At 61.3% G+C, this 24,698-nt stretch carries 23 protein-coding genes; 12 read left to right on the forward strand and 11 right to left on the reverse strand.

All coding sequences use genetic code 11. The features are described 5' to 3' along the window. Positions 1–427: 427 nt before the first annotated feature. The 8 genes from alr (at position 428) to HZB53_07800 (ending at position 12,350) form a co-directional block, all read left to right on the forward strand. On the forward strand, positions 428–1,531 hold the full coding sequence (alr, locus tag HZB53_07765) for an alanine racemase (protein MBI5877530.1): 1,104 nt from the start codon (positions 428–430) through the stop codon (positions 1,529–1,531). Continuing rightward, a complete protein-coding gene (locus tag HZB53_07770) occupies positions 1,528–3,069 on the forward strand; it encodes a 4Fe-4S binding protein (protein ID MBI5877531.1) in 1,542 nt (513 codons plus the stop codon). The genes alr and HZB53_07770 overlap by 4 nt, the downstream gene beginning before the upstream one ends. Before the next feature lie 25 nt (positions 3,070–3,094). Further along, a complete protein-coding gene (locus HZB53_07775) occupies positions 3,095–3,592 on the forward strand; it encodes a DUF4870 domain-containing protein (GenBank protein ID MBI5877532.1) in 498 nt (165 codons plus the stop codon). A gap of 253 nt (positions 3,593–3,845) precedes the next feature. Then, complete coding sequence (locus tag HZB53_07780; GenBank protein ID MBI5877533.1) at positions 3,846–4,916, forward strand: ABC transporter substrate-binding protein; 1,071 nt, start codon at positions 3,846–3,848, stop codon at positions 4,914–4,916. Between the two features lie 54 nt (positions 4,917–4,970). After that, positions 4,971–7,298 carry an iron ABC transporter permease gene (locus tag HZB53_07785; GenBank protein ID MBI5877534.1) on the forward strand — a complete coding sequence of 776 codons (2,328 nt, stop codon included), beginning with the start codon at positions 4,971–4,973 and terminating at the stop codon, positions 7,296–7,298. Positions 7,299–7,361: 63 nt separating this feature from the next. Beyond that, positions 7,362–8,438, forward strand: coding sequence for an ABC transporter ATP-binding protein (locus HZB53_07790; protein ID MBI5877535.1), 1,077 nt, complete (start codon positions 7,362–7,364; stop codon positions 8,436–8,438). 276 nt (positions 8,439–8,714) lie between these two features. Continuing rightward, complete coding sequence (locus tag HZB53_07795; protein MBI5877536.1) at positions 8,715–9,167, forward strand: NUDIX domain-containing protein; 453 nt, start codon at positions 8,715–8,717, stop codon at positions 9,165–9,167. 495 nt (positions 9,168–9,662) lie between these two features. Beyond that, positions 9,663–12,350 carry a hypothetical protein gene (locus HZB53_07800; protein ID MBI5877537.1) on the forward strand — a complete coding sequence of 896 codons (2,688 nt, stop codon included), beginning with the start codon at positions 9,663–9,665 and terminating at the stop codon, positions 12,348–12,350. Between the two features lie 313 nt (positions 12,351–12,663). On the opposite strand, the gene HZB53_07805 is transcribed toward HZB53_07800, so the two are convergent. Further along, positions 12,664–12,888 carry a type II toxin-antitoxin system HicB family antitoxin gene (locus tag HZB53_07805; GenBank protein MBI5877538.1) on the reverse strand — a complete coding sequence of 75 codons (225 nt, stop codon included), beginning with the start codon at positions 12,886–12,888 and terminating at the stop codon, positions 12,664–12,666. A 267-nt stretch (positions 12,889–13,155) separates the two neighbouring features. On the opposite strand from HZB53_07805, the gene HZB53_07810 reads away from it, so the two are divergent. After that, on the forward strand, positions 13,156–13,410 hold the full coding sequence (locus tag HZB53_07810; GenBank protein ID MBI5877539.1) for a hypothetical protein: 255 nt from the start codon (positions 13,156–13,158) through the stop codon (positions 13,408–13,410). Between the two features lie 1,019 nt (positions 13,411–14,429). Here HZB53_07810 and HZB53_07815 read toward each other — a convergent pair. The 4 genes from HZB53_07815 to HZB53_07830 form a co-directional block, all read right to left on the reverse strand. After that, complete coding sequence (locus HZB53_07815; GenBank protein ID MBI5877540.1) at positions 14,430–15,392, reverse strand: RHS repeat-associated core domain-containing protein; 963 nt, start codon at positions 15,390–15,392, stop codon at positions 14,430–14,432. A 410-nt stretch (positions 15,393–15,802) separates the two neighbouring features. Beyond that, a complete protein-coding gene (locus tag HZB53_07820) occupies positions 15,803–16,150 on the reverse strand; it encodes a DUF2019 domain-containing protein (protein MBI5877541.1) in 348 nt (115 codons plus the stop codon). Further along, entirely contained in the window at positions 16,147–17,091 is a 945-nt protein-coding gene (locus HZB53_07825) for an RHS repeat-associated core domain-containing protein (protein ID MBI5877542.1), read from the reverse strand. The genes HZB53_07820 and HZB53_07825 overlap by 4 nt, the downstream gene beginning before the upstream one ends. A 76-nt stretch (positions 17,092–17,167) precedes the next feature. After that, positions 17,168–17,560, reverse strand: a complete 393-nt coding sequence (locus HZB53_07830) for a hypothetical protein (protein MBI5877543.1) — start codon at positions 17,558–17,560, stop codon at positions 17,168–17,170. On the opposite strand from HZB53_07830, the gene HZB53_07835 reads away from it, so the two are divergent. Then, a complete protein-coding gene (locus tag HZB53_07835) occupies positions 17,545–17,763 on the forward strand; it encodes a hypothetical protein (GenBank protein MBI5877544.1) in 219 nt (72 codons plus the stop codon). The genes HZB53_07830 and HZB53_07835 overlap by 16 nt on opposite strands. Before the next feature lie 357 nt (positions 17,764–18,120). On the opposite strand, the gene HZB53_07840 is transcribed toward HZB53_07835, so the two are convergent. The 4 genes from HZB53_07840 to HZB53_07855 all read right to left on the reverse strand — a co-directional run bounded on the left by HZB53_07840 (position 18,121) and on the right by HZB53_07855 (position 21,971). Continuing rightward, positions 18,121–18,903 (reverse strand): RHS repeat-associated core domain-containing protein, encoded by a 783-nt coding sequence (locus tag HZB53_07840; protein ID MBI5877545.1) that lies wholly within the window; start codon positions 18,901–18,903, stop codon positions 18,121–18,123. A gap of 357 nt (positions 18,904–19,260) precedes the next feature. Beyond that, positions 19,261–19,812, reverse strand: a complete 552-nt coding sequence (locus HZB53_07845) for a hypothetical protein (protein ID MBI5877546.1) — start codon at positions 19,810–19,812, stop codon at positions 19,261–19,263. A 116-nt stretch (positions 19,813–19,928) separates the two neighbouring features. After that, the gene (locus HZB53_07850) at positions 19,929–20,840 is read right to left on the reverse strand and encodes an RHS repeat-associated core domain-containing protein (GenBank protein ID MBI5877547.1); all 912 of its coding nucleotides are present in this window, start codon (positions 20,838–20,840) and stop codon (positions 19,929–19,931) included. A gap of 456 nt (positions 20,841–21,296) precedes the next feature. Then, positions 21,297–21,971 (reverse strand): hypothetical protein, encoded by a 675-nt coding sequence (locus tag HZB53_07855; protein MBI5877548.1) that lies wholly within the window; start codon positions 21,969–21,971, stop codon positions 21,297–21,299. A gap of 467 nt (positions 21,972–22,438) precedes the next feature. Here HZB53_07855 and HZB53_07860 point away from each other — a divergent pair, with 467 nt between their 5' ends. Beyond that, positions 22,439–22,753, forward strand: coding sequence for a transposase (locus HZB53_07860; protein MBI5877549.1), 315 nt, complete (start codon positions 22,439–22,441; stop codon positions 22,751–22,753). Next, the gene (locus HZB53_07865) at positions 22,714–23,598 is read left to right on the forward strand and encodes an IS3 family transposase (protein MBI5877550.1); all 885 of its coding nucleotides are present in this window, start codon (positions 22,714–22,716) and stop codon (positions 23,596–23,598) included. Before HZB53_07860 ends, HZB53_07865 begins: the two co-directional genes overlap by 40 nt. Here the strand turns inward: HZB53_07865 and HZB53_07870 are convergent. Beyond that, positions 23,493–24,122 carry an RHS repeat-associated core domain-containing protein gene (locus HZB53_07870; GenBank protein ID MBI5877551.1) on the reverse strand — a complete coding sequence of 210 codons (630 nt, stop codon included), beginning with the start codon at positions 24,120–24,122 and terminating at the stop codon, positions 23,493–23,495. The two genes, HZB53_07865 and HZB53_07870, sit on opposite strands and share 106 nt — an antisense overlap. 77 nt (positions 24,123–24,199) lie before the next feature. Continuing rightward, on the reverse strand, positions 24,200–24,466 hold the full coding sequence (locus HZB53_07875) for a hypothetical protein (GenBank protein MBI5877552.1): 267 nt from the start codon (positions 24,464–24,466) through the stop codon (positions 24,200–24,202). Positions 24,467–24,698: the final 232 nt, after the last annotated feature.

The following is a 24,698-nucleotide window of genomic DNA, read 5'->3' on the forward strand; positions in this document are numbered from 1 at the left end:
GCGCTTTGCGTGCTTTGCGGTAAATCTTTGACGGAGAAAACGACGTGCAAGACTACTTGAACTGGCTGGAACTGAGCCGCCGCACCTTGCTGCACAACCTGTCGGCCGCGCGCGGCAACGGCAGCACGGGCCTCAGGCGCATCAAGATCGAAGAGATCGCCGTTTGAGATTCAACCGCAGAGAACGCAGAGGAAAACAAAGACCATTTAACCGCGAAGGACGCAAAGAGCGCAAAGGGCGACTTGATAGCTGAAACTGCCAGTCACGCTCTCGAGAATATCGCCGGTCGTTCTGCATACAACTTCGACATCCCTGCGGACAGTTACCATATCGCTTTTCTCTGCGTTCTCTGCGCTCTCTGCGGTTTGCTTGTATTGCTTTGCGCGCTTTGCGTGCTTTGCGGTAAATCTTTGACGGAGAAAACGACGTGCAAGACTACTTGAACTGGCTGGAACTGAGCCGCGGCGCGTTGCTTCACAACCTGGCCGCGGCACGCGCGCTGGCCGGAACGGCGCGGATCATCGCCGTCGTGAAAGCCAACGCGTACGGCGCGGGCGCGGTCGGCGTGGTGCGCGTCCTCGAACAGGCCGGTGTCGACGCATTCGCGGTTGCGACGGTCGCGGAAGGCGTGGAACTGCGGCAGGCCGGCATCGGCGGCCTGGTGCTCTGCTTGACGTACTTCACGTCGGACGAGGTCGATGCCATCATGGCGCACGACCTGACGCCCGCCGTTTTCACGAGCGATGCGGCGCAGATGGTGGCCGACGCAGTGCGGCGAAACGGCCGGCGCCAATCGGTGTGGGTCAAGGTGGACACGGGGCTGAACCGGCTCGGTGTGCCGCACGCCGATGCCCCTGCCTTCCTGCGCGCCATCCTGGCGGAGCCGAACCTCCAACTTACTGGCGTGTTCAGCACGATCGCCGAGACACCGGAACGTGACGCGCGTCAGCTTGAGCGAATGCGCGCACTGCGTACGCTGCCAGAACTGGCCGGCGTGCCGTTCAGCCTCGCATCGAGTCACGCGCTGATGGCGATGCCGGAAGCCGCGCTCGACGCGGTGCGGCCGGGGATCATGCTGCTCGGCTTCGAGCCGAGCGAGCGCGAGCGGCTCGACATGCGGCTCGTCGAGCAGGCGTCGCTGCGGTCGATCGCCACATGGAAAGCGCGTGTCGGGTACGTCAAGCCGGTCGTGCGCGGCGACCAGGTCGGCTATGGCGAGCGTACACCACTGAAGGCCGATTCGACTATCGCGACGCTGACGGTTGGTTGGGCCGACGGCTACCCGGCGCGCATGAGCGAGGGCGGCTGCGTGCTGGTGCGCGGCCAGCGCTGTGCGGTGCTGGCCGTCAGCGCGAACAGCACACTGGTCGACGCGAGTATACCCGGCGCGGCGCTTGGTGAAGAGGTCGTGCTGATGGGCACGCAGGGCGATGCGCAGGTCACGCCGTACGAGCTTGCAAATGCGACCGGCAGCGTCTATCGCTTGCTCTGGCCGATCCCGCGCGAGACGCCGCGGGTGTGGGTGACGTGAAACGCCCGACGGCGCGCCTTGCCAACGCCGCCTATGTGCCGTGGCGGCGCGCGCGGCAGGCGGTGCAGATCATCGCGCTGGCCATGTTCCTCGGCCTGCTTGTCGTCACGCGCGGCGGGACGTACCCTGATGTGCCGCCCTCGCTGTTCTTCCGGCTCGATCCGCTCGCATGGCTCACCTCGCTCATCGCCGATCGCCAGTGGATCGGCACGATGGCATGGGCGCTCGCGACAGTCGCTTTGACGGTGCTCGCGGGGCGCGTTTGGTGCGGCTGGCTCTGCCCGCTCGGCACGACGCTCGACGGAGTTCAACCGCCACGCCGCTGGTGGCGGCATCGTACGCAGCCGGACGAGCGCTGGCGGCTCGTCAAGTATCTCATGCTGATCGCGATGCTCGGTGCGGCCGTCGCGGGCAACCTGACACTGATGATCTTCGATCCGATCAGCCTGCTGACCCGCGCCCTCGCCTCGTTTGGTCTGCCGGCGCTGAACCAGATACTGCTCGCGACGGAGCGCGCCCTGTACGCGGTCGAGCCGCTGCAGCCGACTATCGACGCCGTTGACGCGGCGCGCGCGCCGTGGTTCCCGACGGCCGCGTTCAATCCGTGGGGCGTGCTGGCGTTCAGCTTGCTTGTCGCCATTGTCGCGCTGAACTGGCTGTCGCCGCGCTTCTGGTGCCGCTACCTCTGTCCGCTTGGCGGCCTGATCGGGCTGATCAGCCGCATCGCCATCGTGCGGCGAGTCGTCGCACAGGAATCGTGCAAGGTCTGCCTGCGCTGTTCGCGCGAGTGCCCGACCGGTACGATCGACTCCGAGGGCAGCTACCTGAGCGACCCGGCCGAGTGCATCGTCTGCCTCGACTGCATCCCGGTCTGCCCGGTAGCGGGCGGCCAGCAGTTCGCGCCGGTGCGCGGCATCGCGCCCGCGCAAGGCTATGACCCGCAGCGGCGGCAGGCGCTCGGCACAATCGGGCTGGCATTCGCCGGCGCGGTCGCGTATCCGCTGTTGCCGGATGCCCTGCGACGCAGCCCGTACCTGATCCGGCCGCCCGGCGCGCAGACATCGGCTTTCCTCGGCGCGTGTATCCGCTGCAGCGAGTGCGTCAAGGTCTGCCCGACGTCGGGACTACAGCCGTCAATCTGGGAAGCGGGATTGGATGGCGTTTGGACTCCGACGCTGGCGCCGCGCACCGGCTATTGCGACTACTCGTGCAACGCCTGCGGGCAGGTCTGTCCGACTGGCGCGATCCCGCCGTTGGCGCTGGAGGTGAAGCGCACGCAGGTGATCGGCAGGGCGGAGATCGACCGCGAGCGCTGCCTGCCGTGGGCGAAGAATTCGCCGTGTATCGTCTGCGAGGAGATGTGCCCGCTGGCGCCGAAGGCGGTCGAACTTGAAACGGTCACGGTGACGGACGCGGCCGGTCTCCGCATCGAACTGCAACGTCCGTCGGTGATTCGCGATAAGTGCATCGGCTGCGGCATCTGCGAGACCAAGTGCCCGGTGGATGGGACGGCCGCGATTCGCGTGAGCGGCGTGTAAGCAACGTAACCAACAGGAGCAGTTTATGAACGAGCAACCGATGGAGCTAACCACACCTGCTGAACCGTCTCAGGACGACCGCATCATGGCGGCGCTGGCGCACGCCACCGCGCTGGTGCCGATGATGGGGCTTATCGTGCCGATCGTCATCTGGGCGACGCAGAAAGACCGCTCCCCGTATCTGCGCTTCCAGGCGATCCAGGCCACAGCGTACCAGATCGCCATCGTCGTTCTGTCATTTGCAGGCATGTTCTGCTATTTCTGCTCGTTCTTCGGCACGTTCGCCCTGACGATGGGCGGCGTCGCCCTGTTCGGCGACAAGGGCGGCGAACTGCCGCCCGTCGTCGGCTTCGGCATGCTGGCGCCATTCATCGTCTTGCTTATTTATATCGGCAGCCAGGTAGCCATGGTCGCATACGGTATCCTCGGCGGCGTGCTGACGCTGACGGGCCACGATTTCCGCTACGTCTGGCTCGGCCGGCGCGTTGAGGCGTACCTGGCGCGACAAAGCACAACGGGCTAAGCACTCGCTGGCGACGATTAGGACGCGTATTTTGTTGCCTGCCCTGCCCGGACGTGATAGAATAGGGCCGCACAGGGTTGCGCGTCACAGATCTTCGCGTCAGCGGCCTATAGCATTCCGCTTCGCTTACAAAGGAGGTGCGTCGACTGCATTCCACACGTAACGAGCACGATCATTTCAGGTTGTGCCCCCGCTCGCTGTTCGCCTGGCGAGGGGTTTCACCCCATGTCATGGATTCCATTGGAGGAGCTTTATGAAGCATAATCGCCCGTTGTTGTTGCTCGCCCTGTTGCTTGGCGCGCTGATCGCCGCCTGCGCGCCGTCGCCCACAGCTGCTCCGACCACCGCCCCCGCAGCACCCACGGCCGCGCCAGCCGCTGCACTGAAAGGCGAGTTGAACGTGATGTGCACCCCGCAGCAGGAGTGGTGCGAGGGCATGAAGAAGGAGTTCGAGACCAAGAATCCCGGCGTCACTGTCAACTTCATTCGCCTGTCCAGCGGCGAGTCGCTGACCCGCCTGCGCAACGAAAAGGCGAACCCGCAGTTCGACATCTGGTGGGGCGGCCCCATTGACTCGTTCATCGCCGCGAAGAAGGAGGGCTTGCTCGACCCGTACAAGACCGCCGGCCAGGCCAACATCATCGATCCGAAGCTGATGCTCGATCCCGACAACCAGTGGGTCGGCATCTACGTCGGCTCGCTCGGCTTCGCCACCAACACGAAGCAGAGCGCGATCAAGCCGCCCACGTCGCTTGACGATCTGATCAAGCCGGAATTGAAAGGCCAGATTGTCATCGCCCACCCGGCCTCGTCCGGCACCTCGTACACGTTCCTATGCACCGTCCTGCAGATCAAGGGCGCGCAGCCCGGCTGGGACTACATCAAGAAGTTCGGGCAGAACGTCCTGCTCTGGACGAAGAGCGGCGCGGGGCCGGTCCAGAACGTCGGCAAGGGTGAGGCGGCCGTCGGCGTGGTCTTCTCGCACGACATCGTCGCCGGCATCGAAACCGGCCTGCCGCTGGCGTTGACCTTCCCGTCGGAAGGCACCGGCTATGAGATCGGCGGCATGGGCATCATCAAGGGCGCCAAGCACCCCGATCTGGCCAAGGCGTGGTATGACTGGGCGATCCAGCCGGCCACACAGGAACTGGGCAAGAAGTACCATGCGTACCAGGGCCTGACGGTCAAGGGCGCGACCCCGCCCAAGCCCGAGCTGCTGTCGGTCAAGCTCATCAACTACGACTTCGACTACTGCGGCAACAACAAGACGGCGTTCGTCGATAAGTTCTCGAACGAAATCGCCGCCGCGTCACTGGCAAAATAGACACCGCCTGCATGAGGCCCCGCGCGCGGGGCCTCATGCATTGCCCCACACTCTATGAGCGCTCAGACCGGCGGCCTGATCCCCGACGCATTCGTCAGACGCTACCGCGAATTTCGGTTGATTGCGCGCGACCCGGTCCTGCTGGGCGGCCTGCTCGTCACCGGCGCGTTCATCCTGGCCTTTGTCGTCTGGCCGCTGGCGCGGGTCATCTGGCAGGGCTTCTTCACAATGGAAGGCACGCCCAGCCTGCTGTTTTTCCAGCGCTACCTCGACCCGACCTACGCGCTCCAATACTGGCAGATCTTCTCGTGGACCATCCAAATGGGCGTGCTGTCGGCCATCGGCAGCACGGCGGTCGGCTTTCTGTTTGCGTATACGGTCGTGCGCTGCAATATCCCGTTCAAGTCGCTGGTGCACGGTCTCACCCTCCTGCCGACGATCTCACCGCCGTTTGCGATTGCGCTGGCGGCGATCCTGTTATTCGGCCGTTCCGGCTTCGTCACGCGGGAGTTACTGCACATCGAGTTCAAGCCGGGCGTCAATGACATCTACGGCCTCGACGGGCTCGTCTTCGTTCAAATCATCACCTTCTTCTCGGTCGCCTACTTGATCCTGCGCGGCCTGCTGGAGCGCATCGATCCGTCGATGGAAGAGGCCGCGCTCAGCCTCGGCGCGAGCAAGTGGCACATCTTCCGCACCGTGACGCTGCCGCTGTTGACGCCCGGTATCGCCGCGTCGTTCCTGCTCATGTTCGTCGAGTCGCTCGCTGACCTGGGCAATCCGATTTTCATCGGCGGCAACGTGACCGTGCTCTCCACCCAGATCTGGATCGCGGTCAACGGCGAATACGACCAGCAGAAAGGCGCGGCGCTCTCGCTCGTGCTGTTGCTGCCCACGCTGACCGTGTACATTCTCCAGCGCTACTGGCTGGCCAACAAGTCGTTTATCGCCGTCACTGGAAAGCCGACCGGCGGCGCCAGTTTCGTGAAGGAACCGCTGATTCGCTGGACGTTCATTGGGCTGACGTTCCTGGTCCTGCTGCTCGTGGTCGCGCTGTACGGCGCCATCCTGATGGGTTCGATCACGAAATTGTGGGGCATCGACTACACGCTGGACTTCAGCCACTACGGCGCCGCGCTGGACCGCGGGCTAAAGGCGATCCTCGACACCACCTTCCTGTCGGCGGTCGCCACGCCGATCGCGGGCCTGGTTGGGATGGTCATTGCGCTGCTGGTCGTGCGCAAGCAGTTCAGCGGCAAGGAAGCCCTGGACTTTTCGTCCAACCTCGGCGGCGCGGTGCCCGGCACCATCCTCGGCATCGGCTACATCGTGGCGTTTATCAAGGCGCCGCTGATCGTCGTCAGCGTGATCTATGCGGCGCTGGGGTTCGTGCTGATCGGTCAGGTCGCGCGCGGGGCGTGGCGCAGCACCGTGCTGCTCCTGATCGGCACCCTGGGCGGCGCCGCCCTGAACTGGCTGGCGCTGGACGACAAAGGCCGTGCGCCGCTCCTGTCCAATCCGATCGGGGCGGCGTTGGGCGCACTGCCGCAACTTGCCACGCAGGACTGGCTCGTCCTGGTGGCCGCTGTGCTTGTCGTGCTGGCCCTCGCGGCCCTGCGCATCGCGCGCGAACGCCGCACGGTAGCGGTCGTGCTCATACTGATGGCGGTCTACCTCCTTTCGCGCCAGTTCATCCCCATGCTGACCGAACCGCTGACGCTGTATGGCCGAACACTGGGCGGCAGTGCGTGGTCCAAACTGTTTGCCAGCCTGAGCGCGTGGATCAACTTCTGCTTCCAACCGCCGCTGGCGATCATTGGGTTCACCTATACCTTCCTGTCCGCGTACATCGTGGCCCAATGGGCGCCGCGGGGACGGATGGCGGTCGCGTTGCTGTTGCTGACCGTCTGCGCCGCATTGACGTTCCAGGGCGAAACGCTGGCGCTGGTCGGCACGCCGTATATCATCGTCGCAGCCTTTGCGGTGCGCAGCCTGCCCGCCTCGGTGCGCGCCGGCATCGCCGCGCTGCAGCAGATCGATCCCGCGATCGAGGAAGCGTCCACCAGCCTCGGAGCCGACGCGCAGGTGACGTTCCGCCGCGTCACGCTCCCGCTGATCGCTCCGGCGTTCCTCGCGGGCATGATCTTCAGTTTCGCGCGACATATGACCTCATTGTCGGCGATTATCTTCCTCACGTCGCCCAAATGGCAGGTCCTCACCGCGCTGATTATGAGCGAGGTCGAGCAGGGCGGCACCAGCCTGGCCGCGGCCTACTCGATGCTGCTCATCTTCATCGTGCTGGGGGCGATTGGCTTGCTGTACCTGTGGGCGGGCCGCGCGTTCCAGACCACGGTCACCGATGTGACCGGGGCCGGGCGCTGACGCGTCGTCATTGACAACGAAAAACACGCGCCCCGGCGGATGGCGGCGCACGGAGACTGCGGGATGTACCTGACACTCGAACACCTGACCAAGCAGTTCCCGGCCCGCGGCCAGAGTGGAAGCGTGGCGGCCGTCGACGACATCTCCCTGGGCATTGAGAACGGCCAGTTCGTGACGCTGCTGGGTCCCTCCGGCTGCGGCAAGACGACGACCCTGCGCCTGATCGCCGGCTTTGAGTACCCCACGGCCGGCCATATTGTGCTGGATGGTAAGCGACTGGACGACGTGCCGCCCAATCGCCGCGACATGGCGATGGTGTTTCAGAGCTACGCCATCTTTCCACACCTCAGCGTGTTTGATAACATCGCCTACGGGTTGACGATCAAGAAGCTGCCGCGCGCGGAGATCAAGCGGCGGGTGGACGATGTGATGCGGCTGGTCGCGTTGACCGGGCTGCAAGACCGTCAGCCGAACCAGGTCTCCGGCGGCCAGCAGCAGCGTGTTGCGCTGGCGCGCGCGCTCGTCGTCGAGCCGAAGGTGCTGCTGTTCGACGAGCCGCTCTCCAACCTCGACGCCAAGCTGCGCGAGGAGATGCGCTTCGAGATCCGCGATCTGCAGAAGCGGCTCGGCATCACGGCAATCTACGTCACGCATGACCAGCAGGAGGCGCTGGTCATGTCGGATGTGATCGCGATCATCAACAAGGGCAGGCTGGCGCAACTCGGATCGCCGGAGGATGTGTACGAACGGCCGCAGTCGCGCTTCGTGGCGGAGTTCATCGGCCTCTCGAACTTCCTACCTGCAAAGATTGAGTCGGTGGCCGGTGAGCAAGCGACCGTGCGCGTCGGCGTGGCGCAATTGACCGTCACCCCGCTGCCCGGTTTCAAGCCCGACCAGCCGGCCCTACTCTTCATCCGGCCCGACGAGGTCGAGATCGGCGGCACAGCCGGCGCGCCCAACACGCTGGCCGCCGTGATCGGCAAGGCAACGTACCTGGGCGACCGGATCGACTACACGGTCAAGCTCGGCGACGGGCTCGACATGCGCGTGCAGGCGAAGGGCGACCGGCGCTACCATGCGGGCGAGACGGTGCAGTTACACTTCCCGCCCGCACGCACGCGACTCGTTGCCGCAGATTAACAAACGGCTTGCCAGCGCGCCCGGAGCCACGCCGGGGACGCTGATGCTTTTCCGCCCCCGCACACCAATGAATCATAGTTCTACAGAGTTTTCCGGAAATAACCGATACGCGATCTGTCACTGCGAGTAACCCATGCGCGGTCGGCAAGATTTCTCAGGCACTGCGTGCCTTCGAAATGACGGTGCGCGGTGTCGTCATTTCGAAGCCGCGTAGCGGCTGAGAAATCTTGACCTCGTCGCCCACTGGCCGTAGCGGATTATTAGTGAAAACGCTCTATGGACAGGGCTCCACATAACCACACCCGCTTCGCGCTCGTCGCCGCCGTGCACCTGTTCCTGCGCTCCGGCGAACGGGTGTTGCTCTCACGCCGCTTCAACACCGGCTACGAGGACGGCAACTTCAGCGTCGTCGCCGGGCATCTGGAAGGTGGCGAGACGGTCGTCGCCGCCGCCATCCGCGAGGCGCGCGAGGAAGCGGGAATCGAGATCGCTCCGGCCGACCTCGCCGTCGTCGGTATCATGCACCGGATGTCCAACGATGAGCGCGTGGATTTCTTCGTCGCCGCGCAGCGCTGGAGCGGCGAGATCGTCAACCGCGAGCCGGACAAGTGCGACCTGCTGGCGTGGTTCCCACTCGACGGCCTGCCGCCGAACGTCATACCGTACGTCCGCCGCGCGCTCGACAATTATCAGGCGGGCCGCTGGTTTGACACGTTTGGGTGGCCGTAGATAGAAACGCCACAACACTTGTCATGCTGAACGCGAAGGCAAGACCGACCCTGTTCTGTACGTTACGCTCGTGAAACAACTGGGCTTGTCGCAATAAATTATCAACCCCGGAGTGCCGGCTCCTCGCGCGCGCGATATCCATGAAGACGCCTAAAGCGGATTGCGGATTAACCGACATAGTGCCGCGCGAACTACACGCCGCATGTAGGGACAGGCCTTTGGCCTGTCCGGGCAGGTCAAAGACCTGCCCCTACGCGGCGCACCGCATGGCATGCCCGATGTTTATGCAAAATGCTCTAATGTTGCCTCCGCGCTCAGAGTGACAACTTGTTGTAATCATCAAGCCTTGGTATTGAGATTGTCGCTGTCCACCTCACTCAGGCAGTCTTTGGCAGTTGCACAGCGGCACATGGCGTCCTTTCCTTGCTAGAGTTGATCATGAGGCTAACGACCCGGTTATTTGGATCGTGAACCGTCCGCCAAAGGAGCCTGACCATGACACTCTCACGCGCATTTGACCAGATTACCCGGAACGATATCGGCATTGTCGGCGGCAAAGGGGCTAACCTCGGCGAAATGACCGCGGCCGGACTGCCGGTGCCACCCGGTTTCTGCCTGACCGCCGACGCCTACCGGCAGTTTATCAGCGGCGCGGGGCTGGACAGCCAGATCGAGGCGATCCTGGCGGCGATGCGGATTGACGACCCGGCCGACGTGGACGCCAAGGCCGCGCAGATCCGCGCGCTGATCACGGGCGCGCCGATGCCGCCGGAAATCGCCGCCGAGGCGGTGGCGAACTATCGCCGGCTGTCGATCCAACTCGACCCGCACGGCGACTCGATCGCCGTGGCGGTGCGCTCGTCGGCGACCGCCGAAGACCTGCCCGGCGCGTCGTTTGCCGGCCAGCAGGACACCTACCTCAATGTGCGCGGCGAGGACGACTTGCTGGAAAACGTCCGGCGTTGCTGGGCGTCGCTCTGGACGGCGCGCGCGGTCACCTACCGCGTCAAGCAGGGCTTCGACCACAAGCTGGTGGCGCTGGCGGTCGTGGTGCAGGCGATGATCCGCTCCGAGGTGTCGGGCATCCTGTTCACTGCCAACCCGGTCAGCGGGCGGCGCGGCGAGGCGCTGATCAACGCCAGTTGGGGGCTCGGCGAGGCGATCGTCTCCGGCATGGTCACGCCCGACACGTACATCGTGAACAAGCGCGACGGCGCGATCCTGTCGCGCATGATCGCCTCCAAGGAACTGAGCGTCGAGTACGCGCCGGACGGGCGCGGCACTGTCGAACGCGCCGTGCCGGCCGAGCAGCGGCGCAAGCCGGCGCTGAACGACGCGCAGATCAGCCAGCTTGGCGTGCTCTGCGCGACGATCGAGAGGCACTACGGCGCGCCGATGGACATCGAGTGGGCGTTCGCGCGCGGGCAGTGCACCATCCTGCAGGCGCGCCCGATCACGACGCTGAAAGACGCGCCCGCCGCGGTGCCCGGCGACTTCAACCGCACGATGTTCATCGAGATCTTCGCGGAGCCGATCTCGCCGATCTTCGTCTCGGTGATCTGCCCGCTGTTCCATTCGATGCTCGACTTCACGTTCGGCGCGCTCGGCTTCAAGCCGGCCAAAGGCGTGCAGGCGATCGGCGCGTTCTACGGCCAGCCGTACTTCAACCAGCGCTACATCGAGGCGGCGCTCGCACCGCTGTCGCCCTCGGTGCGCGAGCGGCTGGTCGCGCAGATCGTCAACCCGTTCGGCAAGCACCAGGTCGGCTTCAAGGGCGAGGTCACGCCGCGTTTCCTCGGCATGGGCCTGCGCCTGCTCGGCTTCATGCGCGGATTCCCGGCGCAGTTGCCGAACCTGATCAAGAGCTACCGCACCGACATCGCGGCGATCGAAGCACAGGAGATTGACAACCTGCCCGACACGGAGATCGTGAAGCAGGTGCGGCGACTGCTCTTCACGACCGGCCGCGAGTTCCTGAGCTACGACTTCCTGATGATCGCACTGATCGGCATCACCTACCAGGCGATGTCGGAGATGCTGGTGCGCTACTTCGGCGCGGAGAGCGACACGGTGCGCAGCCGCCTCGTCTCCGGCGTGACCGGCAACGTCACGATGGAGACGAACAAGGCACTGTGGGATCTGGCGCAGATGGCCAAAGCGTCGCCGGCGGCCCGCGCCGCGCTGGCCGCGCCGGACTACGCCGCATTCCGCGCGCAGTTGGAGCACAGCGCCGACGGCGTGCGCTTCCGCCGCGCGCTCGACCAGTTCCTGCACACTTACGGCCACCGCGAAGTACGGATGGACATCATCTACCCCACCTGGAGCGAGGACCCGTCGCCGGTGCTGGCGTTCCTGCGCGGCTACCTGGACCTCGACGAGGAGCGCAGCCCGCACCGCCAGCAGGAGCGGCTGGTGCGCGAGCGCCACGCGCTGATCGATCGCGTGCACGACCGCATGCGCACCGACCTGCGCGGCCGCCTGATCGACTGGCCGATCTTCAACACCATCCTCCAGCAGGTGCAGATGCACACGCGCGAGCGCGACACGATGCACTTCGAGCTGACGCGGCTCTTCCCGCCGTTCCGGCGCATGCTGGGCGAATTAGGGAACCGGTGGACGGCGAAGGGCCTGCTGACCCAGCCGGACGATATCTACTACCTGACGTTCGACGAGATCGAGAGCACGCCCGCCAAGCCGCAGGACTGGCGCGCGGTCGCGGCGGCGCGGCGCGGCGAGCACCAGCGCAACTGCAAACGCCACGCCCCGCCGATCATCCGCGACGGCGAGGAGATGCTGGCCGAGAGCGAGGCCGCGCCGGTGCCGGATGGCGCGGTCGGCGGGTTCCGCGGCACGGCCGGCAGCCCGGGGCGCGCCAGCGGCATCGTGCGCGTGGTGCTGGGACCGGAGGAGTTCGGCAAGCTCGGCAAGGGCGATATCCTGGTCGCGCCGTTGACCAACCCGGTCTGGACGCCGCTGTTCGCCATCGCCAGCGGCATCATCACCGAAGTCGGCGGCATCCTATCGCACGGCGCGATTGTGGCGCGCGAGTACGGCATCCCGGCGGTCATGGCCGTGAGCGGCGCGACCACCCGCCTGACTGACGGCCAGCACGTGACGGTGGACGGCGACACCGGCATCGTCACGCTCATCGAGGACGGCGCGACGGCGGCGGTCACGACGTAGCGCGGACCACGCGCTGAGGAATGAAACAAGGCACCGGGATGATCCGGTGCCTTGTTGTATTTGGCGACTGTTCAGGCTGTCATGCCGGCGAAAGCCGGCATCCAGATATGAGTCCCGGCTTTCGACGGGCGGCGTCGTAGCTCGTGCTGGTCGTGAAGACGGCGACGACGCTGATGCGCGTGGCCTCGCGCGTGAAGCGCCCGCTCGCCGCGGTGGCGCGCCATCCGCGTGTCAGGTCGCACTTATAGCCAACGCGGGAGAACAAAAAAAGCCGATGAACGCTCATCGGCTTCGTGGTTGTGTACAATGCACCTCAGGCGGCCACCAGGTGCGTGCGTGGTTCTGGAATCTCGCGTCCCAGTTCGCGTGCTGTTTTGAGCCACAATTTCATGGCGTCGTTCACCTGTGCGAGCGCAGCGTCACGCGTCCTACCATGCGCCATACAGCCGGGCAAATCGGGAACTTCGGCCACATAGATGTGGTCCTCTTCGTTCCACCAGATATTAACGTCATATTTGCTGGTTAGTGTTTTGCTCATGCCTGTCTCCTCCGATCCGGTACTGCCGCAGAATCTTTCGCACCTGCCGCACCTGGTAGACTTTGGCCTGATTGCCCTCACGCTGCAGGTTGATCATCTCCCGCACGCCCGGCCGGCTGAAGAGATGATGGCTCCCGCGAGTGCGCTCCGTGAATCCGAGCGCGTTGAGCAATTGGCATAGATCGTTGAATCGTATGTTGGCATCTGATCGACCGTTCAGTACTTGATCGAGCGTTGCTTCCCAATCAGGCATACGGCGATTATAGCATGAGAGGAATCGACACGAAAGCTCGTGTTGGCTCTGGCGATGCTGCAGGCCAGCATGTGACGGTGGACGGCGACACCGGCATCGTCACGCTGATCGAGGACGGCGCGACGGCGGCGGACACGGCGAGAGACCCGAAGGGTTTTGCGAGGATGACCGCCAAGGGGAGATACGCATCCAAACCCTTCGGGTCTGCGCGGCGAGAAAGAGCAACGGGCGTTCAATTGAACGCCCGTACGTGGCAACCGAAAGTATAACGCCGTTGCGTCTCAACCTGCGCACATGAGCCTCGCCGACCGGATGTCTCTTGTCGTTGGCTTGCCCAAGTGGCGGCGTTTGATTTCCGGCGATTTCAAAGAATCGGCCTATTTTGCTCGATTGGGCCGATTTGATTAGGCCAGGACACGTTATTATTCAAACGCAAACGACCGGGGCCTGACGAATTTGAACGGCATGGCCGGGCCATACACTCGACTTCAGTGTAGCACATTTGTGCTATCGCGTCAAGCATAGCACGCGGGTTTTAAGGTTAGACGTTGTGGTTGGTCTGCGTGATGCGCTGGGTGCCGGTGAGCGTGACCTCGATGCCGCCGACATACGCGATCTTGGTGCCGTCGGGGAGTGTTTGCATGACGTGCAAGCCCTGTACCGCGCGCTACGCGCGCCGACGCGGCTTCGCCGCGTGGCACAGGGCAGGCGCGCATCGCGATCAGCTTGGCACCTGCCGCATAGTAGGTCTTCGTGATGCGCTGCGTGCTGGTGATCGTCACCTCGATGCCGCCGACGTACGCGATCTTGGTGCCGTCCGGCAGCGTTTGCAGCACGCGCCGCCGGTCGGGTACGTCAGGGAGCGTACGCGGTCGGCGGCATCATAGCTCGTGCTGGTCGTGAACACACCGACGCGTGTTGACTTCGCAGGCAAGCTTACTCGGCCATGTTGTTTGACGAGGGCCTCAGCGCCGTCGATGAAATCGTATGCGACCAAACAACGTATAAAGCGTATTGCTTGCTATGAGTGACGCACCTGCAATGAGCAAAGTCACTATGGTCGTCGTAATCCACGCTTGATCTGAATCAGGTATGCACCGGGACGCAATTTGCCAAATGACGATGTTCGATAGAAAGAACATTATGTATCCTAAGATGACATATACATAGTCAGTCGAACGTAGCCTTCGATTGCGACTTGTGCAAATCATAATGCCCAGAAGAATATTACCTATGATGAAGTTCACGATGCGTCTGTCGATACAATCTGGCATAGGTTCTAGCCTTCCTATGGCGTCGGGACTGGCACTGGAATTGGTGAATCATACAGCATTGGAGTTCCCGTAGCAGTGGGTACGATTATTGGCTCTGTAGTTGGGACAATTCCCGGGCCAAGGCATTGAGCTGCACCGCAATTGGTTTCTAAGTCTGCGTTACGTGAGCGGCGCTCTTTTGTTGGGAACTTGCGTATCGTTTCTTCTGGCGATGTCAACTCGCAGTCGTTTAGGTAACAGTAAACCTGGGCGGCAACATAACCAAGTGTAATGACCCAAGCGGCCTTACCTTTGGCACTGTAAGGGCCTTCTGGGACGGGGTTCGGCCCATGAGATGGCGAATTGCGGTCATATGGGGGTTCTAATGGAGCCGATTGTTGCGGCGGAGGCGGCGCAGGCACCGGCTTGGGATCTACCTTGCCCCGTGTTTGACTATCAGGTGCCTTTCCATAGCCCTTTGCGCCATTGGTCCGCGCCTCATCGATGTTTGACCCAATGGCCTCGGTTGCTGCGACAGTCAAGGCCGCGGCACCGGCTGCTGCGAAACCGCCCTTCACAAACGGGCCCAACGAGCGAATACCGTAGTAGCCTTCGCATTGGGTCATTGCCAGCGCCCCAGGGCAGTGCCCACTCGGGTCCGTGTACTTCAGCGGGTTCCCCAGCACATAGCTGTACCGGTTCAGCGCCTGCGGGTTGCCCGCGCCGGGGACGATGCTGTCGGCGCTGATGAACCGGTTAAGATAACTGTCGTAATAACGCGCGCCGTAGAACATCAAGCCCGTTGACGCATCCGCCCTTTGGCCTGTATATCCAACATCCGTCGGCATCGCGCCGTTCGCCGCGCGCACCACGCCCCAGGCGGTGAACTTCTGCTCGCTGACGACCGCCCCGGCGCCGTCGGTCGTCAGCGACACGCTGCCGAGATGGTCGGTATGCACGAAGTATAGCGCACTTACGGCCCCCGTTACTACACGCATCGCGATCAGCTTCGCGCCTGCGCTGTAATAGGTCTTCGTAATGCGCTGCGTGCCGGTGATCGTCACCTCGATGCCGCCGACGTAGACGATCTTGGTGCAGTCCGGGCAGAGCCACGCGCTCTGCCCGTTCGTTTCCTAACTGCGTGCGGGCTGCACCGTCCCAAGGCGGTAAACTCTAGGCAGCACGACTGCTCGGCGGAGAACCCGTGATATGCAGAGACCACGGGCTCAGATCAATCCGAGCCTGTTATTGACACAGATCGCGCTAGAGCCTGTTATGCACTTTGGTAAGATCGGCGGTTTTTCTAGGATTTCGTGCTATCACTCAGCACGCTGGTTGCTTCTGCGGCGGAAGGAAACGTCGATTTTCCCCCAATAATCCGCGCAAGCACAGAAGTGCATAACAGCCTCTAGTGATTGAAGGAAAGAGAGCCCTTGTCGAACTGTTTGAGAATCATTTCTGCATCAAATGAACAACGCCCTTTCGCATCACGTAGTTCTTCCAGGACGCGGCGTGCCAATTGAGGCGCCCAAGCCAATGCATGGGCGCCCGCCCAACAACGTACATGCGGACTAGTGTCCGACAGCAAAGTTACAATTGCAGCTCTACCTTCCTCAGTTGTACGCAGTCGTTTATACAACTCATGCAGCCTTCTCGCCGACTGGTTGGCAATATCGGAGGATTTATGTCCCGTTAACTCGGCTGCCTGCTTATATTGCATGAGAATCTGCACAGTTGTTGTTTGCGGGTCTGTCATGGTAATACCCCACCATTCTGCACCATATCGAGTATTCGTTGCCCGAATTCGAACTGATCTTCAAAGGACTGCGTCGTAAGCCATTCACGTACCGTCATCCCATTTGTGAATCCGCGAATTCGTGAATAGTAGTCCGCTATTGCCTGATTGACTTCGCGTGATACTTTGATGACATTTATCGTATTGTGAATGGCCGCGGCCCCGAAGCGCTCCACGTTGACTGCCCGCTGTTCAACTATGTGATGCCACACATTCTCTTCACCTGCGGAGCCCATGGCGCGTTTGAAGGCATCAAATGACCTATACCCAACATTGCCGACCTGCGGTGCCGAGCTTTCGAAAACAGTATGACCCCGCCTTAGGGCATCCCCGGCCGCTCTTGCTTCGTTCGTGCAATCTCCATCGTCAAAGCAAAGGCTAGCAGCTATTGCGGCAGCAAGGCGCACTCCGGTGTAGGCTATCGCAGCATCTCGCGCAACATTGCTCGCTACTTCAAAATCAGAGGGACCTTGTGAAACGCAACCGGAACTCCCACAGGGCTGACCTCTACTGTCGACCAGGCCACCGCCGACAGGCGTTGCATTGTATGGAGCAATGATTTCCCAGACGGCAACCACTAAGGCAACGCCGACAACAACGCAGGCGGGTACACAATGACCCGTTGGGTCTACGTAGCGGACCGGATTGTTGCGCGCATAGCTATAGCGATTGAGATCTTGCGGATTTGACGCGTCTGGTACAATTGAATCTGGACTGATCCACCGGTTAAGATAAGCGTCGTAATAGCGCGCCTGCATGAACGTCAGGCCCGTTGCGTCCGCATATTGCCCCGTGAACGCCAGCGCGGTCGGCATCGCGCCGTTCGCCGCGCGCACCATGCCCCAGGCGGTGAACTTCTGCTCGGAGACGACTGCCCCGCTGCCGTCGGTCGTCAGCGACACGCTGACCAGGCTTGCCCTGAGCTTGCCGAAGGGTGGTCGGTATGCACGAAGTATAGCGCACTTACCGCGCCGGTCATCACCCTGTGCCGCGCGCTACGCGCGCCGACGCGGCTTCGCCGCGTGGCACAGGGCAGGCGCGCATCGCGATCAGCTTCGCGCCTGCCGAATAGTAGGTCTTCGTGATGCGCTGCGTGCCGGTGATCGTCACCTCGATGCCGCCGACGTAGGCGATCTTCGTGCCGTCCGGCAGCGTTTGCAGCACGCGCCGCCCGTCCGCGTCATAAGCGAACTGCGTCGCGAGCGTGCTCGACACGACCTGCGTTAGCCGGTTGTCCACGTCCCACGTCTGCGTGTACGTCGTGCCCGCTTCGGTGCGCAAGGTCATGTTGCCGTTCAGGTCGTATGTGTACGTGTTGCCGCCCGCCGCCGTGACCGCGTGCGAGCGCGGCGGCGATGCTGGCAGAATCATTCGGCGTGCGGGTTGTGTTCACCATGACAGCGCTCGACCTCAAAGCCCATATCAGTATCGCAAGTGATGTCAGTCTGCACGTTTTCGTACTTTGGAAATCACTGGACTTCGTAGGTCAACAGTATGCGCAGAAATGTGGTGGCCCCATGAAAATGCATGACCGAAAAATCATCCAACAATTCAAGACCACCGCCGTCACTTGATTACGAATCTGGCCTGCATCCAAGCTAGCAGTTTTGCCCTCATCCAACGCATGCAGAATGAAAATGTTGCTGCACCAGTGAACAAAAGGAATAGTAGGATAGCCCCCTGAATTTCCATGGCGATCACAATAGCGAGAATGGCACCAAACACAATGTCAGTAAGATACAACGCTTTCGCCCAGCGCCGCAATTTTGACGTACCTCGGTTGGCAATTGAGACCGCAACTCCAACGATGATCCAAGAAATCAGTAGTATCTGAAGAACGCATGTATATGCGTTGCTCGTATTCTCCATGATCATGACCTCTATCAATGCCCGCTTCACGCCCGGTTAGTCGAAGTTGCGCATACTTCAGTCTATCGGAACCAAGACAGAGTGCTGAAGAAATCATTACTGAAGAGGCGCACTGGACCGTTGCTAATTTCCCCTTGGGAACGCTTGATGTCGTACGCAACTTGACTCATATTAATCAGAAAGTCGACATTTGCCTCTGGTATGTTGCCTAGCGCCACATTCCTGACTGATATGATTGTGTCACGGCCTAACACTAATCCGTTTGCGTCCAAACGGGTGTCGTTCCGCAGCACATCGGCAACAAGAGTAGTAGTGGCGGCAACCGAAGAAAGGGAGTTCTCCACGCCATTAATGGGGCCAAAGCTGACTACACCGTCAAGGATAGGAATCGCCTCCCAGACACCAACGATAGTTCCCAGACCGCCAATGCCATCGACGATAGCCACGCCAACGCCGGATACCGTCAGTGCTGCAACGTCAACAAATCCTGCGAAACCAGACAGAGTTTCTCCCGCACTGCGAAAGCCCTCCGTCCGCGCTCTTTCCTGTTCCTCAAACCAATCGTGGGGAAAGATGATCCATCCACAGTCAAGTGAATAGCAGCCTTCTACATCTCCGCCTCCAAATTCATCGCTGGCTGCGTGCCCCGTAGGATCTGTGAATCTTACTGGGCTATTGAGGCCATACACGTAGCGATTTCGAGCCTGCGGGTTGCCCGCGCCGGGGACGATCGTGTCGGCGCTGACGAAGCGTGCCAGCGCACTGTCGTAATAGCGCGCGCCGTAGAACATCAAGCCCGTTGACGCATCCGCCCTTTGGCCTGTATATCCAACATCCGTCGGCATCGCGCCGTTTGCCGCGCGCACCACGCCCCAGGCGGTGAACTTCTGCTCGGATACGACCGTGCCGCCGCCGTCTGTCGTCAGCGAGACGCTGACCAGGCTTGCCCTGAGCTTGCCGAAGGGTGATCGGTATGCACAAAGTATAGCGCACTTACGGCCCCCGTTACTACACGCATCGCAATCAACTTTGCGCCTGCGCTGTAATAGGTCTTCGTGATGCGCTGCGTGCCGGTGATCGTCACCTCGATGCCGCCGACGTAGACGATCTGCGTGCCGGCGGGGAGCGTTTGCAAAACGTGGTTGATTTGAATGGCGATCCAGCATGCGATTCAATGACACGTCACAACGGCGCACCAGATGTCATTTAGGTAGTCGCCGTACAGGACCAAAACCAGGCCAGCCCTGCGCCATCCGCAAGGGACCGTGCGTCTCGGTCTCCAGCTCTTCAAGTGTTCGTGCCCGGTAGAGGAAAACCGTGGTGACACGCATGGTCGGCGTCATGTTCACAGCATCTTGGTTGTACGGCCGTTCTGCTAGTGCAACTATTCCCCTGTCTCCATAGATCAAGAAGACGGCAAAATTCACCGGATCCTGCACTGATGAGCCAACCTTGTCTGGTGTGCCTACCGCTGCGACGAATTCGTCCAAGCGCATGGGGGGGACCACTTGGGCACGGCACCCATCGTCGCAACGTAGATATGCTAAATGGACTCCGACTGTTTCAAGCTCGGCAATTTGCGAATCGGGGATCGTGCCAATCGGCGTCGGCTTACTGGTCGGACGCATGATCGGCGTCAGGTATCCATTTGGATTTGTGGTTGGCACCGGGCTTTGCATCAAGGTTGGCAAGACGTTGATAGGGGTTGGCAGAATTGTTGCGTCTGAATCTGGCGTCGAGGTCAGGTTTGGCACAGTAGCCCCCGGCGTGGGAGGCAGCCTGACCATTCCGCAGGCAAACAAAAGGGTGCCACCCATCAATAGTGCGGCTATGTTATAAGCGCGCCTATAAGTGAATGACAATAGGCGCCTCACCTGGCTCCTCCCACCTGTCGCACCATTCTGGATACGAAGTCGCTACGTATCGACCATTGGTCATTAGAATAAGATCGCCTAATCTCGTTGGTCGATGCCTTCGTGACCCATAGTTGAAATGACATCGCCCAGTCCTCCCATGGCGTATTGCGCGCATGGCTTGGACGACCCGGGTCATTCATGCTCAATGCCCAGTCGGAATTGCCTGAGAATCCTGGCTCTCCTCCTTCTCTACATGCCAGATGTGTGCAGAAATAGCCGCCGGTTAGGTTTGCCATTGCGCGCCACAGCCCACCATGCTCAGTATCCTTATCGATGATGGTCCGCGCCAGCCCCTGCGGCGTCTTCGTGCGATAGTCCCAGACGTGTGCCAACTCGTTCGCTAGAGTACTAAATCCGAGATTGAGTAGATCCCAACGAGTTAGGTAAATTTCGCCATTGGGTGAGCACGACCTAGCAAAAGAACAAATCCCCCGCCTCACGAGAGTCTCGCCATCCTCATGCGTGTACACTTTCGTACCTTTCCAAATATTCCGAACGACATTGTCTCCACCCACCCCATCGGAAATTGATTGGAAAGATTTCCACAACTCATTGATTGTCCCTTCGTCGTAAGCACCTGCTGGCTCAATGCCATACGACTTTTTGATCTGGTCTTCGATGAAAAGGCACTCCTCAGACGCATTTCGGCCACCGACACAATAATGTCCTGTCGGGTCCGTATACTTCAGCGGATTCCCCAACACGTAGCTGTAGCGGTTCAGCGTCTGCGGGTTGCCCGCGCCGGGGACGATGCTGTCGGCGCTGATGAAGCGTGCCAGCGAGCTGTCGTAATAGCGCGCGCCGTAGTACATCAAGCCGGTTGAGGCATCGAGCCGCTGGCCGGTGTAGCCGATGTCGGTCGGCATCGAGCCGCTGGCCGGTGTAGCCGATGTCGGTCGGCATCGCGCCGCCGGCCCCTGAGCCTGTCGAAGGGCGCACCCCGCCCCAGGCGGTGAACTTCTGCTCGGATACGACTGCGCCGGCGCCGTCCGTCGTCAGCGAGACGCTGCCGAGGTGATCGGTATGCACAAAGTATAGCGCACTTGCTGTGCCAGTGGCAACGCGCATCGCGATCAGCTTCGCGTCTGTGGCGTAGTAGGTCTTCGTGATGCGCTGCGTGCCGGTGAGCGTGACCTCGATGCCGCCGACATACGCGATCTTGGTGCCGTCGGGGAGCGTTTGCAGCACGCGCCGCCCGTCCGCGTCATACGCGAACTGCGTCGTGAGCGTGCCCGACACGGCTTGCACGAGGCGGCTGTCCACGTTGAACGTCAGCGTCATGCCCACAACGGCTATCCAAGTTACCGTTCGCGTCGTACGGGTTAACGCCCATGTATCTTGATTGGGCCAAACCCTTTCCAATCTTCCGCCATCCGGATGTTCTGCGTTCCTGTCAATCGGTCCGATTCCATCGCGATCCCATCTAGCGTGCGAGAATGGAATAGATCCAATCGGCCTACAAACATATCCGGCGTGATTTCATCGCGCGGGTCAATCGGACGATTGGCAAAGACGGAGAAGCCCTTTTTGATGTAGTACAGTACAGCGACAATATCTGCGCGTTCGCCTCCTGAAAATAGAAAGACGTTGACCTTTTCTGGAAGACCGACCCTAGAGACAAAATCCCCAAGTTTCAACGGTCTGCCATATGCAAGGTCGCGTACAAACGTAATGCATGGCGCAACGCACTCCTTGCCGATCTCTAAACCGTACTCCTTCTGAAACTCCGCAAAGCGTGGATCGGGTTCGTGTGTGGGTACTGGTCCGGAGGGGGTCGCCGGATGTGTGGGCGTCGATCTGGGTGGAGCAAATGTGCCGGCTCGTGTGAGCGCTTGCACAAGACGATCTGGCGTGGCCGTTGCTGTCGGCGCGGGCGCCAGCGCGTCGGTCCCCGGAAAGACAATCGGTCGGAGCAACAGGATTGCGACCATAGCCAAACCTACAACTATGGCCCCGATGACCAGGCGCCGATTTCGCGAATCTTGGTATGCGTTCATCACTTTACTCGTAGTGCATCGCGATGCCTCTGAAGAAAGATGATGCGCATGTTGTATTGCTCTGTAGTGTACGTCGCTTCCCTTTTGAGTCCATCACCAGTCATCCAAAGTTCGAAAGCCATAGCGAAGTCCTCGAGTCCACTTGCTGCTCCTGCATAACTACGCCACATCCTACCATCGGGGGTGAGCCCCGATAGCGTGCCACCTGGGCCTACTTCGTAGGTGGTAAGACACGCGCGGCCACCGCAATATGTCGCCGAGTGACTGCCGGTTTGTGCTGCCATTTCTCGAGATAATCCATAGTCGTTGGTTCTATAATCCCATACGTGCCCAAGTTCGTGAAACATCGTGTCGGACAGATTGTAACCTCGCGTGAACTGTCCCCGCCGCAGAATAATGTCCCTGTAATGCGCCCCTGAAGTTGGAGACCGGTGCGGGGGTAAAATACCCACCAGCGAGGTGTTCACATGCAGGGACAACCGAAACGCAAGTTCTCCGCCGAGTTCAAGAGTCGCATCGTGCTCGACGTGCTCAGTGGGCGCAGCAGTGTCGCTGCGCTCGCCCGGCGCCATCGCCTCAAGGACAAGCTGATCTCTGAGTGGCGCGACCAGGCGCTCGCGCGCTTGCCGCAGGTGTTCAACGCCAAAGCTGACAGTGCGGCGCACGAGCAACGCATCGCCGATCTCGAGCAGTTGATCGGCCAACTGACCATCGAGAAAGAGGCCTTAAAAAAAGCCTCATTGTGGCTGAGCCGTCTGTCGCGCTCAAACGACAACTCGTGAACACGCTCAGCCCTCGGTACGGCTCAGTCCACGCGCTGTGCGGCTTGCTCGACCTGGCACCCAGCAGCTACTACTACGCCGGCCGTGGGCGCGTTGACGCCAGCGCCGATCAGCGCGTGCTGCGCGCACTCACGCAACTGGCCGGCCACTACCCGACCTACGGCTACCGGCGGCTGACCGCCTTGCTGCGCCGCCAACCCGCGTTTGCGACGCTGAACAGCAAACGGGTGCGGCGGTTGATGAAACAGGCCCATTTACAGGCCCGGCGACCCCGCCAGCGACTGTGGACCACGGACTCGCGGCACGGCTTTCAACGCTACCCGAATCTCGTGCGCGACGTGGTCGTCGCACGGCCCAATCAAGTCTGGGCCTGCGATTTGACGTACATCGTGCTGTCCAGCGGCGCGGTGGTGTTTCTGGCCATCGTGCTGGACGTGTTCACGCGCACGATTCGTGGCTGGGCCTTGGGTCAAGACCTGACCCACACACTGGCGGTGCGGGCATTGCAGAAAGCGTTGCGGCAGGGCGTGTGCCAGATGCATCACTCCGACCAGGGCGTGCAGTACGCCACCCTGGCCTACACCCAGTTGCTGACGGCGCGTGGCATCCAAATCAGCATGAGCGAGGTCGGTCAGGCTTGGCAGAACGGCTTTGCCGAGCGCTTCATGCGTACCTTGAAAGAAGAGGAGGTGTACCTCAGCGACTATCAGAGCTATGCCGAAGCGTTGCAGCATGTTGGTCAGTTCATCGATGCCGTGTACAATCGCAAACGGATCCACTCGGCGCTGGGCGATCTGTCGCCGCGTGAGTTCGAAGCGCAGTGGTACGCGCAGCAAGCCGGATAGCGATCACCCTTAACCCGGCCCCCAACCTGTCCAGCCTTAGGGGCGCACTTCACCCTCCCAGGCGCGCAAGCGTCTGATGTCTTGCATTCACCAGGTCCATCTTGCTCTTGGCGTCTGATCTTGGTTCCCGCCCAGATACTGCGGAAATTCTCGATGCCCCCTATGTAGTCTCGCACTGTTTGCATAACGTTCTTCAGCTCACCCATCTGTCCTGCGGTCCAGTAATCCCAGTCATCTGTGAACCTAAGGCCATAAAGATCCTTCAATTCATTCATGTATCTAAAGCATTCATCCCTTGCGTCTTGCTCTTCGCGGATACAGTGCCCGCTCGGGTCCGTATACTTCAGCGGATTCCCCATCACATACGAGTACCGGTTCAGCGCCTGCGGGTTGCCCGCGCCGGGGACGATGCTGTCGGCGCTGATGAACCGGTTAAGATAACTGTCGTAATAACGCGCGCCGTAGTACATCAAGCCCGTTGACGCATCCGCCCTTTGGCCTGTATATCCAACATCCGTCGGCATCGCGCCGGTCGCCGCGCGCACTAAGCCCCAGGCGGTGAACTTCTGCTCGCTCACGACGCCCCCTGCGCCGTCGGTCGTCAGCGACACGCTGACCAGGCTTGCCCTGAGCTTGCCGAAGGGTGGTCGGTATGCACGAAGTATAGCGCACTTACTGCGCCTGTCACTACACGCATCGCGATCAGCTTCGCGCCTGCCGCATAGTAGGTCTTCGTGATCCGCTGCGTGCTGGTGATCGTGACTTCAATGCCGCCGACGTAGACGATCTGGGTGCCATCGGGGAGCGTTTGCAGCACGCGCCGCCCGTCGGCGTCGTAGCCGAACTGCGTCGTGAGCGTGCCCGACACGGGTCACTTTCCGCTCGCGAGTCAAGTCGTTAATGAGACATCGGCTCAGTCTGTGACCTCATTGATTTGCCCGTCTTGGACTTTGAATCTGCACTTTTGGACAAAATTATGCAGGGGCCCACAGCGTACATCCCACCCGGTTTCTTGTTGTGTGAGGGTGACTTCGCAATCCGGCAGATTCAGTGATGTAATGTGCGTGCTAGCCAGTGATGCAACGGCCTCTATCGAATTG

This window comes from Chloroflexota bacterium, assembly GCA_016235055.1.
Taxonomy (GTDB): Bacteria; Chloroflexota; Anaerolineae; order JACRMK01; family JACRMK01; genus JACRMK01.